A 14,187-nucleotide genomic window follows, 5' to 3' on the forward strand; every position below is an offset into this window, starting at 1 on the left:
CGCCTATGCATCTGGTTCGGCCATCCTTCGCCGGACGGGTGCTTGCAAAGCCAGCCGTCTTCTTGTCGCAGGGCGCACGTGGCTTGAAATGATTCTCGACGAAGAGGCCGCCGAGCACGCCGGTCCGCCGGTCCGCCGGTCTACATGAAGACGATCGGATCGCACGTCATGTCGATTTCATTTTTCATTCGCTCCTCTCCCTGAAAACCCGAACGGCAGGGAGTAGAAGGCACCATGGTCTTGCGGCCTTGCGCCAAGCGGACATGGCCCTTGCAGGGCCTGCATCGTAGGCTATCGCACATCTCGCAGCTCGCAGGATTGCCATGCCATTCTTCACGCCGAAAGCCTGCCGCTTTTGACCAATCTGCTCGCCGACCAAATGGAATTTCGCGGGAACACCCCGCTGCCTGGGCGTGAGCCTGCGCACCCGGCAGCGCTACCAGGGCAGCAGCAACGCACACCTGCCGTCCATTTGGCGCTGTGGATTAAGAGCCGTGCATGGCCGCCGACGCAAGGTGACATTGATGCTCAGCCACCCAGCTGCAAAGCCATCGAGCGATTGGCTTACCATATTGCCATAGTTGGCCGCGTTCGGACGCATGCGGACAGGTAACGGTACTTCAAAGTGGATCGCGAATATAACCTAAGAACAATAAAAGCAGACCTTCTTAATCATTTGTCAACTGCTGCCTATTTAGCGGATCAGGGACTCAAATACGGATACTTGCTCTCTCTCTTTCGCTATGTGGTTCAGTCGGCTGCCTATGCCGGATTTGAGATCACCGCAACTATCTCCGAAGTTCCAGAGCAGTTCCCCGAGCAGGCTCAGCGGCTTCTCCAGCCCAGCGACGGCGACTTCGTTGCGACTTTGGATTTATGTATTCCTGCATTGCGACAAGTCTGGCCAAATTGCTGCCCTTCTTGGTTCGATGCACGAGGATCAAGCTCTGAACTCTCTGGGCGAGAAATCTGCCTTCGCGTCATCAGCACCAGGAACGATCGGATTGGCCACGGCGTCTTCGACGAAAGCTCTTTGGTTGAGGCGTTAAGTGTGCTGCCACGCCATGTGGAGATGTTGATCGACATGTTGGGGGACCTGCTTCCTCGGTTCGATCCAAGCGGCGCAGGCTCCGCGGTGGGTTTCGTCGCCACTCCGACGTTGGACATACGGGTGGAAACCATTCGTCAACATCAGGGCCAGTTGGTTCTAGTAAGACGCTTGGAAAATCGTGGAAGTGTCTGGAGAATAAGAGGACAGACACTTTCGCACGTCAAATCAAATCCCGTCTTCATCGAGATCTCAGACGAGTGCAGAGTACTGCGGGAGCTTGCCGGACGGCCCTCCGAGATGGTTGCTCGCCTCGCATCCGTGGGCGCCTCGAAGTGGCGCGCCTCCACCGTCATACCCCTCAAGCAGACGCAAACCTTCGAGGGCCGGTCGGATGAAATCTCAGAGTTGCTCGATTGGTGGAACGATACGGACTCCAGGGCATGTCTTGTCTATGGTGACGGAGGCATCGGCAAGACAACCTTGGTCTTGGAATTCCTGAATGACCTGTTGGACAGCCCACCAGAGACACTGTCTTGGATGCCAGAGCTACTGTTCTACTATTCAGCGAAGCTTACCCGCTGGGGCGTCTCAGGACTGGAGACAATCGGCGGCGTCGGTGCGAACGTAAATGAAGCCATACGCAGTCTCGCACGTGTACTCGAATCGCCACTAACCAGAGACTGGCACACAGAAGACTCAAGATCCCTTATCGCGCGGGCAGCGACGCTTTTTCAGTCCGCGGGCTTGAACAGAGACTCGATACTCTTGGTGATTGACAACACCGAAACGCTGGCACGAACAACGACGGGTGAAACGGATCTGGGCAAGGTGCTGCGAGAACTGTCCAAGAAAGTTGGCAAGCTCCTTGTGACCTCGCGCCGTCGTGAGAGATTCGAGGCGACACAGATCCCGGTTCCACCGATGACTGAAGATGTTGGGGCGCTTCTGCTCGAGAAACTGGCAGCGACGTATGATGCCAAAGCCATTCAACAGGCCGGACCAGCCAAGCGCCGCAAAGTGACTCGCGATTTTGGTGGAAAGCCGATTCTCCTGGATGTGCTTGCCCGACACATTGCCAATACGAGTTGCGGCATCGATGAAGGATCCAGTGCAATCCTCAGTCAGGAGCGAGGAGATCTCGGCGCCTTTCTGTTCGAGGATGCTTGGAATCGAATGGAGCAGTCCTACCGAGATGTGTTTCTCGCGATTGCCCAGCTCGGCGGGTCAATCGGCGAGCAGATGCTGAACTGGGCCTGCGCGGAGTTCTCCTGTTATGGGCCGAATTGGCTCACCGCCTTTGAAGAGACCAGGTTCGGCTCACTGGTTGACTACGGGCCATACTTTGATATCTCCCTAGATAGTGGCGCTCGTGAGTTCCTATCCGCAAAATTTGCAGCTTTGGACGGCAGCGGACGACATCGAATCACCACTGCTGCGGGTCATATCCGAAAGAAGCACTTCCAAGCGACGGCCGCGGCTGAGGAAAAGGTCTCGGACCGAGTTGCAGCTGCATTTCGAACCAATGCGGCAAAGGCAGCCAAGTTGGCTGGGAACCGAAGAGATGTCGAAGGCGCTATCCGCTGGTACGAGGAAGCCACGTTGGTCGATCCCGCAAACGCGGCTCTTTTTGATCGCTTCGCGTGGTATTTGATGGTTAATGATCGATTGGAGAAAGCCGCCAGCGTCGCAGGTAAAGCGGTCGGGCTTGATCCATTGGACGCGGATGCATGGTTCACGTCGGGAATGATTGCCGCGCGACGGTCAGACGTTGATGCCGCCGATGGCGCACTCGAGTCTGCACGTCGATTCGGTAAGCCGGACTATCTAGTCGACTTGCAGCGTGCCAGGGCCAGGCTTGAGCAGGCCGTGTCGCTCAAGCACAGTGAGCCGGAAGTCGCGCTTTCGCTGGCCATCGAGGCAACTCGCCTCTTGCATGGGGCCGTCCCGGGCGATCCTTTGCGATACTCCAAGCACGAGCAGGAGCGTGAAAAACTCCAGCGAAGAGTCCAAGGATTGATCGAGACTATTCGACCTGTGCGAACGCTGGCCCCTGTTCGGTCCTGATGGGGTTGAGATACATTTCTCAGAAGAGCCTTCGTCACCCCGACTTCTCCGAGTTGCCGCTCGTCGGGTCAAAACTGCGAAAAGGTACCATCAGGGACGCGGAACCCGAGAGCCGCCGTCCTTGGCGAACCGTTCCGCAGGTTGCGTAGGGTGGGTCGCCCGATGCTTCGCGCTTCTGGAGGCAACATGGAATCTTTGGAACTGGCCATCAGGCAGATGGGCGCGCACATGGCGGCATGCTCTCGGTCTTGCGCAGGTGTGCTCAACAGCCCCGCGGATGGCGTGCCTCCGCGCGGCCTGATGCTCGAGCTCCGGGGCGACGATCCGGATGATGGCGTGATCGTTGTCGGCATGAATCCTGGTCGAGCGTTCGGCAAGCCTGAGGCTCGCCACTACCAGCAGAACTCCGGCGCGTACGAGCAGCAGCTGATCGCATGGCATGGCCCCCTTAACATTTGCAACGTCGACTACTTCAGGGTCACCCGCGGCTTTCTTTCAGGGCTCGGTTTGAAGGGATCGATTCTTTGGACCGACGTTGCAAAGTGCGAATGCCCCAAGGGGGCATCCAATGTTCCTCACGAAACCCTGATGGAATGCAGTCGACAATTCCTGGTGCATGAGCTCCGTGCGGCGCCTGGTCATTGGCCGATCATTGCTCTCGGCCGGCGAGCTTACGAGGGCGTTGGATTTATGGCCGGCGATCGGGCTGTTGTCGGCGTGCCGCATCCGACGGGCTCGCATGGCGATTACGCTCGCTTGTGTAGGGGCGATGTGATCGAGCCCTCGGCTCTGGAGATCGCCTGGAAAGCGCTGGGTGAAGGGGGCCGCGTATGGCTTCGAGCGGGTGCGCGGACCACTTAACTGTCGACGAATGCGTCATGCGTCTTCCATAACTGACCTCCGCGTAGACACGTTCCTTGTGTAGATCCCCCGCGATCCCAGCCAATGCGCCGCTTTGGGACGATGCTAATCCGCGCTATTTCGCGCGGTGGTCAGCCACTGTTCCTGGGAGCCAACGATGGGCAGCAACTCGTCGATGCGACTGGCCCGACGCATGCCGATGGGGCAAACGAAAGATGCTGCGTAAGACGCCCTCCAGCGAGTGGGCGCGATCCGTCCAATGAGTTCGGGCGGCACGACCTGACGTCGATGGACCCAGCGATCGAAAACCGCCGCATCTGCGAGATGGTGCATGGCATCGCGATGTTGGCGAGCAAGCTCATCGCATCGGCCACGGCCTGCATCTCGTCCACCCGCCTGGCCTGCACCGGACTGACCCTCCGGCGTGATTGCGCGCTTCATGGCCTTCTCCGCCTCGCCGACATTGAGCACCCGATGTAGTCCACGGCGAAAAGCCGCATTGACGGAGTAGTCCGCCGGGGGGGGGGAGACACGGATGCGAACCTCGCTGCGATTGGGAATGCGCCGCCCGCGCAAATACTCGCAGAAGACTGACACATCATGAAGGAAAAACATCATCGTGCCTTATAGACAACTCCATCGCGCAATTCAACGCGAAGCTCTTTTCGGATGCAGTTTATAGAAAACCTATTTTTGCGATGCTGCGCTCTTTACTTGCAACGCCCCGTCACCCATTGGCCCGAGTCGGCAAATCTACTCGTGATGGCGCCAGGCTCGCTTGGCAGACATGCGTTCCTCGAGCAACGCCTCGTCCGTGAGGTGAAGCAGGGTATAGACGCCTTCGGCGAACCTGATCGAATGCTCCTGCACATCGTACCGATCCTCTGGGACCGACTCGAACCACAGTTCCGCAGGCATCTTGCCCTGCTTTTTGGTGTTCGCAGCAGCCTGCAGCAGGTCACTCGCGTAGCTATCGCCATCAACCTGTCGCTTCAGCCATAGATGTTCAGGCACCCGACTGGAGCGCGCGGACCACCATCGGCTATTGTTGGCGCCGTTGAAGATCAGCACCACCGGCTCCCCGGACAACTCGGCGAAGCGGATTGCTGCAGCCGGAAAGCTGGCCTTGAACGTCGTGCCCAGGTCACCTACGAGTGCCAGTGAGACCCCGCCCTTGGCGGCCTTGATGGCCTCCTTGAACATGCCAGTGGGCATCATGAGCGAGGAAGCATAGTCGTCGGCCTCCCGCTCCTTGCTCTTCTCGGCCTTGTCCAGCGCCCGCTCCTCGACCCGGCAGGAAAAGCTCTGGCCGCGGTGCTGCTCCCAATGCCCGATCTCGTGCGCGATCGAAAAGCGCCGGCGCTCCGGTGATATACCGGTCGTGACGGTGACGATGCCCCTATCCCCGAAGCCTACCAAGCTGGCCTCACAGCCGATCATGGGCCGGTCGCGCACTTGCAAGCCCGCCTCGAAGGCGATCACTTCGAGGTCGATGTCTTCAGGGCTGTCGACATAGCAGCGCGACAGCAGGTCTTCAGGTCGCCGCATGCCAGCTACCGCTTCAATTCTTCGATCTGCCAGTACAAGTCCAAGACTTCCTCCTCGCTCATGCTCTTGGGGTCACGGTTACGTGCGGCCAGCGTCAGCCGCGCATCGTTGGCCGCTTGCATCTGCGCAATCCGTTGGCGTGCCAGTTCCACAGTCACTGCAGGATCGCGCGTGGCCTTGGCCTGGTCGCGCGCGGACGTCATCTTTTCGCGCAGCTGCGCCCGGCGCAATGCTCGCGCCTGCGCAACGCCCTCGTCGATGGCCTTTTCGCCTTTCTGTGCTGCTGTCGCAGGGTCCAGGCCCAATTCCTTGAGCTCAGCGTCAATTTCGCTCTCGCTCATTGCCATCAAGTCTTCGAACGCGGCTTGCCAGACGTTGGAAAGCTGCTTCCGTGCGTCAGGCTTCGTCATGCGTCTCTCCTATAGACGGCCAGCCGACGGGCAATCAGGCGCTGCACGGAGGCAAGCTGGGCCTGGTCTAGACCAGCCGCCTCAGCGAGCGCGGCGCCTTTAAGACCTTCGGCCCGGCCCATGATGACCAATTGCGCGTCTTCCCGGTCGGCGAACAAGTTCAATATTGCATCCATTTCCTGCTTGAACGCCAGTTCCTGCTCGGGACTGGCTGCCTTTGCATTTTCCGGGATGACGATGACTTCGAACGGATCCTGCGTTTGCCCTTCGTCATCCGATGCAACTAGGTCCTCGACGCTGATCTCGGGCCTTCGTGCGCGGCGCTTGTGCCAGCTTGAGGCGATGCTTCGCATGATGCCGAACATGTTCACGTCGATGGGCACCTGACGGCTCAATGTGCGCCGCCCCGCCAGCACGCGCATGACCGCCTCGCGCAGCAATTCCTCCGGCTCGACGAGCAGGTCCTTGAGCAGCCGCGCCGCCCACAACACCCATCGTTTTCGATCGGCGTTGCTGGACATGTTGCCGTCCATCCACTGCTGAAATTCCTCGACTGTCCATTCGCCTTCCGCGTCCATCACGTCCTTGTTGTTCCCTGTCACACCAATTGCTCCTTTCGGCGCTGATCTCGGACATTCCCTCCGGCCGCCGTCCGTCGGCCACCTAACTCTCGAGGATAGGGCAAGCGGATCTCCAGTGCTTCCGCCATTCGGGGGATGGCGCCCCGTTGTCCAAAGGCAGCGACCTTGGAGCACTTCCTAGAAGGGGAGCATCGGCCCGGCCAGGAAGCAAGAAGTTTTTTCCTGGCCGATGTCGCGAAACGGCCCGAGCTGGAGCATTTGAAGGTATGCGGTGCGGATTTACCGATGCCGACCGCACCACCACCGAGAAAGGTTTACATCGTGAACGAGAAGCATGACCCCAAGCCCAAGAACTACAAGTTCTTCGTAGGCACCGAGAAGTTCGAGACGGACCAGCCCGCCTTGACGGGCGCGCAGATCAAGGCCTACGTGGCCAACGTGCCGCCGGGTACCAAGCTGTCGCTGGAAGGCCATGGCAACGATCCTGACCAGATCATCGCCGACGACCAACTGGTGCCACTGGACGAGCAGCACGGCGGCCCGCGCCGGTTCACGCTGGTGCCCCCGGCCAACTTCGGTTGATGCGCATGGGACCAATCGAAATGCACCTGGACCGCTTGCGCCAGCGCGAGCCGCAGATGCTGGTGCGCCCGCTTCCGGATGGGAGTCGGCTGGTTTCCATTCCGCAGGTCGCGCTGCCCGCGGGCTGGAGCAAGCCGTACACGTCCGTCCACTCGCTGGCGCCCCAAGGCTACCCCTTCGCACAGCCCGACTGCTTTTGGGCCGATGCAGATTTGCGCCTGAGTTCGGGCGCCGTGCCGCAGAACTCGAGCTTGGGCACGCCCATCCCCCACTTGCCGGGCGAACTGGCCCTGTGGTTCTCCTGGCACCTGCAGGTGTGGAACGCGGCGCGCGACGACCTGGTGACCTGGCTGTCGGTGATCCGCCAACGCCTGGCACAGCCCGTATGAAGCGGGTTGCATTTCCCTGGGCGTCGCTCGCCCAGTTGCACGCGGCCGCCAAGACGCTGGCAGTCGAGACCTGCGCCGTCGGCTTCGTGCAAGCCGCTGGCACAGCGGCCGGCCGGCCGCGCTACACCGTGCAGGACCTGGTGCTGGCGCCTGAGGACGCCTACCAGGAACGCAGTGCCGTGCGCGCTTCGCTGACGCCGGAGTTCATGCTGGAGACCGTCAACCGCGCGCGCAGCATGGGCGCGGGCATCGTCCTGCTGCACACCCATCCCGGCGAGCAGCCGCTGGAGGGCTTCTCCCCAGTGGATGACGCCGGCGAAGCGGCGCTGGCCAGCTATTTCAAGGCCCGGATCCCGGATCGCCAGCACTTCGCGGCCGTCGTGACGGGCGCGCGGGTGCACCTGCGCGAGCTGGGCGGCGACATCGCGGCATCCGCCGTGGCCATTGGGCCTACTGTGCGCGACTACTCGAAAGCTGGAGGTGGTGGGGCGGACCATCGCTATGACCGTCAGATTCGCGCCTTTGGTGTCGAGGGACAGGCCATGCTGGGTCAGCTGACCGTCGCGGTGGTCGGCCTCGGCGGGACAGGCTCCATCGTCGCGCAGCAGCTGGCCCATCTCGGCGTGGGACGCTTCGTGCTGGTGGACCATGACGAAGTCGACACGACGAACCTGAACCGGCTGCTGGGATCGACCACGCAGGATGTCGGGCTGCCCAAGGCGCAGGTCGCTGAGCGCGCGATCAGGGCGATCAATCCGTCCGCCGCGTGTGAAGCCCATGTCGGCGATGTCACGGACAGTGCGTTGGCCGAGCGATTGACGCAAGTCGATTTCATCTTCGGCTGCACCGACTCCATGGCCAGCCGCGCGGTCCTCAACCAACTGGCCTACCAATACCTGATTCCGATGATCGACATGGGTGTGGCGATCCGGGTCGACGCAGGCCGGCTGGCGTCGGTCACCGGGCGTGCGCAGATGCTGGCGCCCGGCCTGGGTTGCCTGGTCTGCGCCGACGGCATCGATGGCCAGCAAGTGCGCTGGGAGATGATGAGCCCGGCACAGCGCAGGGCGGATCCGTATTTCGAGAACGCGTCCGTCCCGCAACCGGCGGTGATGCCGCTCAACGGCATTGTCACATCGGCGGCGGTCGCCATGTTCCTGTCTGCGGTGACCTCCTACCCGGGCGAGGCACGGCTGCTGCACTACGACGGCTTGCGCGGATCCGCGCGGCCGCAGCTGCTGTCGCCGCGGCCGCATTGCATCGTGTGCTCGGTGGAAGGGGCCCTCGCACGAGGCGGCAGCTGGGCGCTGCCGGTGCGAACATGATGCTGCGTCAGCCTGAACGCGCCAAGGTCCTGTGGCTGGGAGCGGCGCCGCAGAAGGACCACCGCACCGAGCACGCCCACCGGGGGCTGGCGTTGTGCGAAGTGGAACTGGACACCTTCCAGCACGGAGCTCTGGACCTGGTGCACTCCCGCGGGCTCGTGCTGTGCGCCATGCCACCCAAGGTACCGGCCGTGACGGCCGTGCTCGACTGCGTGGTGCATGCCCTCAACCATGGGCTCTATGTGGTCGTGATGCTGGCCGACAGCTTGGCCCATAGCTTCGTGCAGGAAAAGCTCGAAAAGCATCTGCCCAGAGGACCGGCGCGCGATCGGGTGCAGTACCGCATCGGCGCGACAGCCCACGAAGTGGCAGAGATCTTTGCACGCCACGACCCGGGACCCGCAGTCAATCGAGCGCTGCACATCCACCGGCCTGAGGGCCTGCCGCTCACGGAAGCGCAGACGTTCCTACTGCAGCGTGCGTTCGCGGACTGCGAGTCCGTGACGCTGAGCCCGTTGGCTGGCGGGCGTTCCGCCGTGACGGTGCTGGTGCAGGCCACGCTGTCCAACTCGATGGCTGGGCCACATCCTCTGCCGTTTTTCGCCAAGCTTGATAGTGCGGTGCACATCATGACCGAACGCGAATGCTACGAGCGCTACGCCGAGACCCACATCGCCTGGAACCTGCGTCCTAATCTACAGCCCACGCGCTGCATCGTGGGGCCCGATCTGGGCATCCTCGTGGGCAGCTTCGTCACCAAATCGGAGTCGCTGTGGACGTTGATCCTGGAGGGCCGTGCTGGTCGCGCCATCGCCAACCTGTTCGAGGAGACCCTGGCCGGCTGGCGTGCACCCACGGCGGCGCTGCAATGCGAAGTCGGCTCGATCGCGCCGGCGCTGTCCAGGGTGTTCGTCTACCAGAATGTGCGAAAGCGCTATTTGCGCGCCGCTGCCGATTTCGGATTCATACGCGATCCGCAGGCTGTCTGGGAGGGCTTCCTGAATCTGCCGACGCGGACTTGGCCGAAGGCCCCGGTGCACGGTGACATGCACGCGGAAAACGCGCGGGTGCGTGGCGACGACACGATCATCATCGACTTGGCCAGGGTGGTCCTCGGGCCGCCCAGCGCCGACCCGGCGTGCATGGAGGTGTGGATCGCCTTCCAGATGCCCCCGCCTAAGTACGGCATGGACGAAGACGTATGGCTGGCTACGGTAAAGGACCTCTTCGCCGTGCGCCATGTGCTCGTGCCGCCAGCTTCCCAGCAGGACGCCTCGCTGCCGTGGCTGCGGGACGCCGTGCTGCAGACCCGGCAAGTGGCATTGGCTAGCAGCGCGGGCATCGACTACGCCATAACGCTGGCGCTGCATCTACTGCGCCGCGCAATGTTCGAGCCGGATCTCGACGCGGCTCAAGCCGATGCGATACGCCGCACGTGGGCCTGGATCCTCGGCTGCCAACTGCTCGAGGGCATCCAAGCCCTGTGCCTTCAGTATCGTGAGGCCGCATGAAGCAACGCGCCAAATCCTTGAGTTTCCGCGGGCTCGTGGAACATCGGCATGACGCCGACGAGCGTCTGGCCGCGCCTGGCCACGCTGTTGTGGTCCGCCGCGGTGTGGACCGCTCGCTGGTGCTGCGATGCCCTGACGGCTGCGGTGAAACGCTGACAATCAACCTCGACGGGCGAAGTGGGCCAGCGTGGCGGGTGTACATGGAGGCCCATGCGGTCAGCCTGTACCCGTCCGTGTGGCGCAACACGGGTTGCAAGAGCCACTTCATCATCTGGCGCTCACGGATTTACTGGTGCGATTGGGATGACCCTTTCCTTCGCACCAGCGACGACTTTGAGCAGCGCGTGCTGGCGGCGCTCACTGCGCACTGGCAGCCCTACGCCGCAATCGCCGAGCGCTTGTCGGTTGTGCCGTGGGCCGTCCTGTCGGCTTGCTTGACGCTGTGGGCACGTGGCTTGGCGCAGCGGGGCGAGGGGGACAACCGGCATTGCTTCCGCCGAGACGGCCGCGCACCACAGCCGGCTGGGTCGCCCGGTTGACGGGACTGCTAGCCAGCTTGGCCGCCATGTGGCAAGCCAGGCTTGGAACGCAAGGCGGGTCAGGCCCTGGTGCCGCTGACCGCCTTGCCCGCCTTGACCGCTGCGGTGGCGGCGGACTGCGATGTGCGCTCCCGAAGAGGGTGTAGCTTCCCTTCCTCAGGGTTTCGCCGAGATCGACTTGCTCCTTCGAACTGTCGTTCGTCGCGACGTCTCTAAGCCGCGCATTGCGGCCAGGGCTTCGTCGAGCAGTGTCCGTGCATCCTCGTGCGACTTCCTCTCCTCGGCGAGCTGTCGCTCAAGATCCTCGAGACGCTGCTGCAGGGGTAATCGTATCTTTTCGAAAGATTGACACGGTCGTGGTTGTCGCCGATGCCCCGGACGACTGGAGCTATTGGGATGCATGGGCGTCCGCCAAAATTAGGTGGACGCCATCCACTGAGGGCGCCGCGTCAGGCGCAAGGTGGAACCGCCGGACGTTCACGATGTTTGTTCGAGGCATGCTGAACTGTGGCTTGGACGTGAGCCTGACGATGGGCTAAATCTGGTTTTTCGCCCTTTGTCCGCGGCAGATTCCCGTCGCCGATGTGGCGAGTCTCGTACGCTGCGGCGGGGCGCTCTTCACCAATGGGGAGGCTTGCGGATCGCCTTCTTCTTCGTCGGGACAACTGGGGGCAACTGGGCAGCGCTGAGTTCTGCGTCCAGGATGTAGCGGCGGGTCCAGTGCGCGTGCCTCATGAGCGACACGCTGAACCTTCGTGATGTTGATTCGTCAGCCGGCGGCCGCACGGGCGTGACCAGGCCGATGACGAGCTTCGGGAAGTCTTCTCGCAGGGCTTCGAGGACGGGCTCCGTGTCGCTGTCGTTGGAGCACAGAACGACCTGGTCGAACAAGCCTTTGCTCGCGTCCCGGTACATCGCCATGGCTAAGTTCACATCGGTCATCTTCTCCTCGAGGCGCCACACGCGGGTTTTGACGTTGCGGTCGTAGGGCTGGCCTGGCACGAAGGTAGGCAGCAGGGAGCCGTCGTTGTCCATGCTGTGGTTGCCCAGCTTGATTGAGAACCGGGCAGGGTGCCGCGTTTGCAGGGCCCGGTGGTAGCTCTCCTGGGCGATGACAGAATCACCGCCGTGGGAGGCAAAACGGCCGAGGGCGGGTGCGGAGAAGAACTTGACGGCCTCAACGACGGCCGCGGGGTCTTGGATCGACAGGATATGGTCAAAGAGGACAGGGAGATCCAGCCACTTGAACTGCGTCCCCCTCAGGCGGCCGTAGTAGAGGTTGTATCCGTCGATGTAGACGGCAGTTTTCTTGCTTTCCACAACAGCGCTCTCACAAATCGTCCGGGCATGAAAAAACCGCCCGAGGGCGGTCTTTTCTTCCTAAGCTGACGCCAACTGAACGACGCCCTCAAAGGAGGAGTGGTGAGAGCAGTATAACAAATGTTGCCTCCTTGGGCAACCGACGCGACCGGAAGCGCGAAGGCAATCGGGATGCGCAGCGTCAGCCTATAGCAAAGCCGTCCTCATCCTGATGGAGGCATGGATCCCTTGCCTCGCCGGACCGCCGGCTTGCGCGCCGGCTTGTCCGCGGTGCGCACGGCCGCCAAAGCGGCGGCGAGCAGCCCCCGTGTCTCCTCGTGCGACTTCCTATCCTCGGCGAATTGCCGCTCGAGATCTTCCAGGCGTTGCCGCAGCGCCGAGCCTTCAGACTCAGTCCTCGCCAGCAGCCCCGTGCGCTCCGCGAGCCGCTCACGCAGCTCGCGTTCCACCTGCTGCGCTGTTTCCTGCGTTTCGCGCAGCCGCTGGCGCCCGGCCTCCAGCGTCTGGGCCGCGGCCTCTTCGCTCTGCAGGCGCCGCTGCTGTTCCTTCGCAAACCACGCCTCGGCCTGCTTGGCCGCCTGGCGGGCCCGGTCAACTTCCTCGAGCATGCGGCGCTCCTGGACGGCGTGCCGTTCCTCGGTCCGGCGCAGGTCCTGGTCCTTCACGGCCAGAGCTTCGGCGTGTTCGCGACGCATGGCGTCCTGCACCGCGGCGTTTTGAGAGAGCAGGGCGGTGAGGCGCTTGATCTCGTCTTCCAGCCCGCCGCGCACCCGGTGCGCCTCGATCTCGTGGTCTTTCAGCTGCCGCTCCAGCGTTTCGCGCGCCTGCTGCGATGACGCGAGCGCCGCATCCAGGCTCACCCGCGCCTGCTTGAACGCTTCCTCGCGCTGCGCGAGCACGCCTTGCGCCTCGGCGAGCGCCTCCGCGCGCGCCTGAAGCTCCAAGCACACCGCCGCCGCATCGGCCCGCTGAACTTCCTCGGCCTCGCGCCTCGCCGTTTCCCACAGGAGCCTGGCTGCGTTGCGCACCCCCGGCGGCATGCCGTCAGGATCGTTGCCGGCCGGCCGAGCCGGCCCAGCCTGCAAGCTCACGAGCCGCTCGCCGAGCGTCGCGAACCATCGCTCGAGCATCGGGCTCACGGTGTTGGGCGAGCCGCGCCCGATCTTCAAACGAACCCGCTCGATGGTCGGGCGCTTGCCCTCGGCCAGCAGGGCATCCGCGGCCTCGAAAACGTCGGCTTCCTGGATGCCACGGCCTCGAACTTCAGCGATCGGGTGCATATCGGTCCTTTTCCGGCTTCAAATGAGGGCGAACTTTTGCCAACGTCGCCGCCCTCTTCTTTGTGTTATTTACCATCGATAAGGGAGCGTTATCGGTACTTATCCATGTATGATGTAGCAAATCATACGTGATACGTATCAGAATTGCATGCGGTTCTAGCAATTCGTTTGCGTTTTTGCAAGGAAAGGCTTTGCATCCTGGTCGCCGTGCGGTTGGGCGTGGCGTGACGCGGCCCTCGCGCTTGTGGTGGGGTCGTCCACGGGGAAAGCTCCGGCACGACGCTCATGGCCGGTTCGCAACGCGGTCGCCAATGTGGCTGGTCCGCTTGTGGCGCGCCGCGCCCTAGGAGTTCGGCCTACGCCCAGTTCGATGGCGAATCGCATCAAGCGCTGGAGGTCGCCAGTGTCAGTGCACGCGCACGACCTGACCGCAGCTTCATCCTGTACGCGGCCATCTCTTGGCCCCAGACATCACGCCGCGTGCCGCCAACACCGATTCCCCACGGGGAATCGCCCAGAAGCGAAATCTTTGCAAGGCGCCTTAACAGGTCATCGACACATGCGGCGTCATGGCCCGCGCAACGCGAAGATGTCTCGTCATCGCGCAGCAGGACACGCCAGTATGGAGGTGGCCAAACACGTTGGTGCCGTAATAGTCCGACCGAGGACCTTCTTGACGCGTTCACTCGCGGGCCTGCAGCCGCGCATTGATCTCGTCGATGTCGA

Annotated in this window: 12 protein-coding genes and 1 pseudogene; 7 read left to right on the forward strand and 6 right to left on the reverse strand. The window is 62.5% G+C overall.

The window, feature by feature from the left end:
• The first annotated feature begins 625 nt into the window (after positions 1 to 625).
• Together AC3A6Y_RS33600 and AC3A6Y_RS33605 are read left to right on the forward strand one after the other, a co-directional pair.
• A complete protein-coding gene (locus AC3A6Y_RS33600) occupies positions 626 to 3,115 on the forward strand; it encodes an AAA family ATPase (protein WP_487872546.1) in 2,490 nt (829 codons plus the stop codon).
• A 186-nt stretch (positions 3,116 to 3,301) separates the two neighbouring features.
• Complete coding sequence (locus tag AC3A6Y_RS33605) at positions 3,302 to 3,976, forward strand: hypothetical protein (RefSeq protein WP_487872547.1); 675 nt, start codon at positions 3,302 to 3,304, stop codon at positions 3,974 to 3,976.
• Between the two features lie 115 nt (positions 3,977 to 4,091).
• On the opposite strand, the pseudogene AC3A6Y_RS33610 reads toward AC3A6Y_RS33605, so the two are convergent.
• The 4 genes and pseudogenes from AC3A6Y_RS33610 to AC3A6Y_RS33625 all read right to left on the reverse strand — a co-directional run.
• Positions 4,092 to 4,492, reverse strand: a pseudogene (locus AC3A6Y_RS33610) (Tn3 family transposase); the annotation flags it as partial.
• A gap of 237 nt (positions 4,493 to 4,729) precedes the next feature.
• Positions 4,730 to 5,524 carry an ImmA/IrrE family metallo-endopeptidase gene (locus AC3A6Y_RS33615; RefSeq protein ID WP_487872548.1) on the reverse strand — a complete coding sequence of 265 codons (795 nt, stop codon included), beginning with the start codon at positions 5,522 to 5,524 and terminating at the stop codon, positions 4,730 to 4,732.
• 5 nt (positions 5,525 to 5,529) lie between these two features.
• A complete protein-coding gene (locus tag AC3A6Y_RS33620) occupies positions 5,530 to 5,934 on the reverse strand; it encodes a hypothetical protein (RefSeq protein WP_487872549.1) in 405 nt (134 codons plus the stop codon).
• Positions 5,931 to 6,536, reverse strand: coding sequence for an RNA polymerase sigma factor (locus AC3A6Y_RS33625; protein WP_487872550.1), 606 nt, complete (start codon positions 6,534 to 6,536; stop codon positions 5,931 to 5,933). Before AC3A6Y_RS33625 ends, AC3A6Y_RS33620 begins: the two co-directional genes overlap by 4 nt.
• A 300-nt stretch (positions 6,537 to 6,836) precedes the next feature.
• Here AC3A6Y_RS33625 and AC3A6Y_RS33630 point away from each other — a divergent pair, with 300 nt between their 5' ends.
• Genes AC3A6Y_RS33630 through AC3A6Y_RS33650 form a run of 5 tightly spaced genes read left to right on the forward strand, consistent with a single transcriptional unit; the run spans position 6,837 to position 10,861 of the window.
• Positions 6,837 to 7,097, forward strand: a complete 261-nt coding sequence (locus tag AC3A6Y_RS33630; RefSeq protein ID WP_487872551.1) for a hypothetical protein — start codon at positions 6,837 to 6,839, stop codon at positions 7,095 to 7,097.
• Positions 7,098 to 7,102: 5 nt separating this feature from the next.
• A complete protein-coding gene (locus AC3A6Y_RS33635; RefSeq protein WP_487872552.1) occupies positions 7,103 to 7,486 on the forward strand; it encodes an E2/UBC family protein in 384 nt (127 codons plus the stop codon).
• Positions 7,487 to 7,521: 35 nt separating this feature from the next.
• The gene (locus AC3A6Y_RS33640) at positions 7,522 to 8,811 is read left to right on the forward strand and encodes a HesA/MoeB/ThiF family protein (RefSeq protein ID WP_487872553.1); all 1,290 of its coding nucleotides are present in this window, start codon (positions 7,522 to 7,524) and stop codon (positions 8,809 to 8,811) included.
• A complete protein-coding gene (locus AC3A6Y_RS33645) occupies positions 8,808 to 10,322 on the forward strand; it encodes a phosphotransferase (RefSeq protein ID WP_487872554.1) in 1,515 nt (504 codons plus the stop codon). The genes AC3A6Y_RS33640 and AC3A6Y_RS33645 overlap by 4 nt, the downstream gene beginning before the upstream one ends.
• A complete protein-coding gene (locus AC3A6Y_RS33650) occupies positions 10,319 to 10,861 on the forward strand; it encodes a ubiquitination-like system serine protease family protein (protein WP_487872555.1) in 543 nt (180 codons plus the stop codon). The genes AC3A6Y_RS33645 and AC3A6Y_RS33650 overlap by 4 nt, the downstream gene beginning before the upstream one ends.
• Before the next feature lie 618 nt (positions 10,862 to 11,479).
• Here the strand turns inward: AC3A6Y_RS33650 and AC3A6Y_RS33655 are convergent.
• Together AC3A6Y_RS33655 and AC3A6Y_RS33660 are read right to left on the reverse strand one after the other, a co-directional pair.
• Complete coding sequence (locus AC3A6Y_RS33655) at positions 11,480 to 12,181, reverse strand: NYN domain-containing protein (protein ID WP_487872556.1); 702 nt, start codon at positions 12,179 to 12,181, stop codon at positions 11,480 to 11,482.
• A 203-nt stretch (positions 12,182 to 12,384) separates the two neighbouring features.
• Positions 12,385 to 13,461 (reverse strand): DNA-binding protein, encoded by a 1,077-nt coding sequence (locus AC3A6Y_RS33660; protein ID WP_487872557.1) that lies wholly within the window; start codon positions 13,459 to 13,461, stop codon positions 12,385 to 12,387.
• Between the last annotated feature and the right edge of the window lie 726 nt (positions 13,462 to 14,187).

The organism is Variovorax sp. Soil_C_17, assembly GCF_057657265.1.

What these genes read in the sequence shown, in the direction of transcription:
- AC3A6Y_RS33645 (WP_487872554.1), top strand. Translation starts at nt 8,808, where the DNA reads ATGATGCTGCGTCAGCCTGAACGCGCCAAGGTCCTGTGGCTGGGAGCG.
- AC3A6Y_RS33650 (WP_487872555.1), top strand. Translation starts at nt 10,319, where the DNA reads ATGAAGCAACGCGCCAAATCCTTGAGTTTCCGCGGGCTCGTGGAACAT.
- AC3A6Y_RS33660 (WP_487872557.1), bottom strand. Translation starts at nt 13,461, where the DNA reads ATGCACCCGATCGCTGAAGTTCGAGGCCGTGGCATCCAGGAAGCCGAC.
- AC3A6Y_RS33620 (WP_487872549.1), bottom strand. Translation starts at nt 5,934, where the DNA reads ATGACGAAGCCTGACGCACGGAAGCAGCTTTCCAACGTCTGGCAAGCC.
- AC3A6Y_RS33615 (WP_487872548.1), bottom strand. Translation starts at nt 5,524, where the DNA reads ATGCGGCGACCTGAAGACCTGCTGTCGCGCTGCTATGTCGACAGCCCT.
- AC3A6Y_RS33605 (WP_487872547.1), top strand. Translation starts at nt 3,302, where the DNA reads ATGGAATCTTTGGAACTGGCCATCAGGCAGATGGGCGCGCACATGGCG.
- AC3A6Y_RS33635 (WP_487872552.1), top strand. Translation starts at nt 7,103, where the DNA reads ATGGGACCAATCGAAATGCACCTGGACCGCTTGCGCCAGCGCGAGCCG.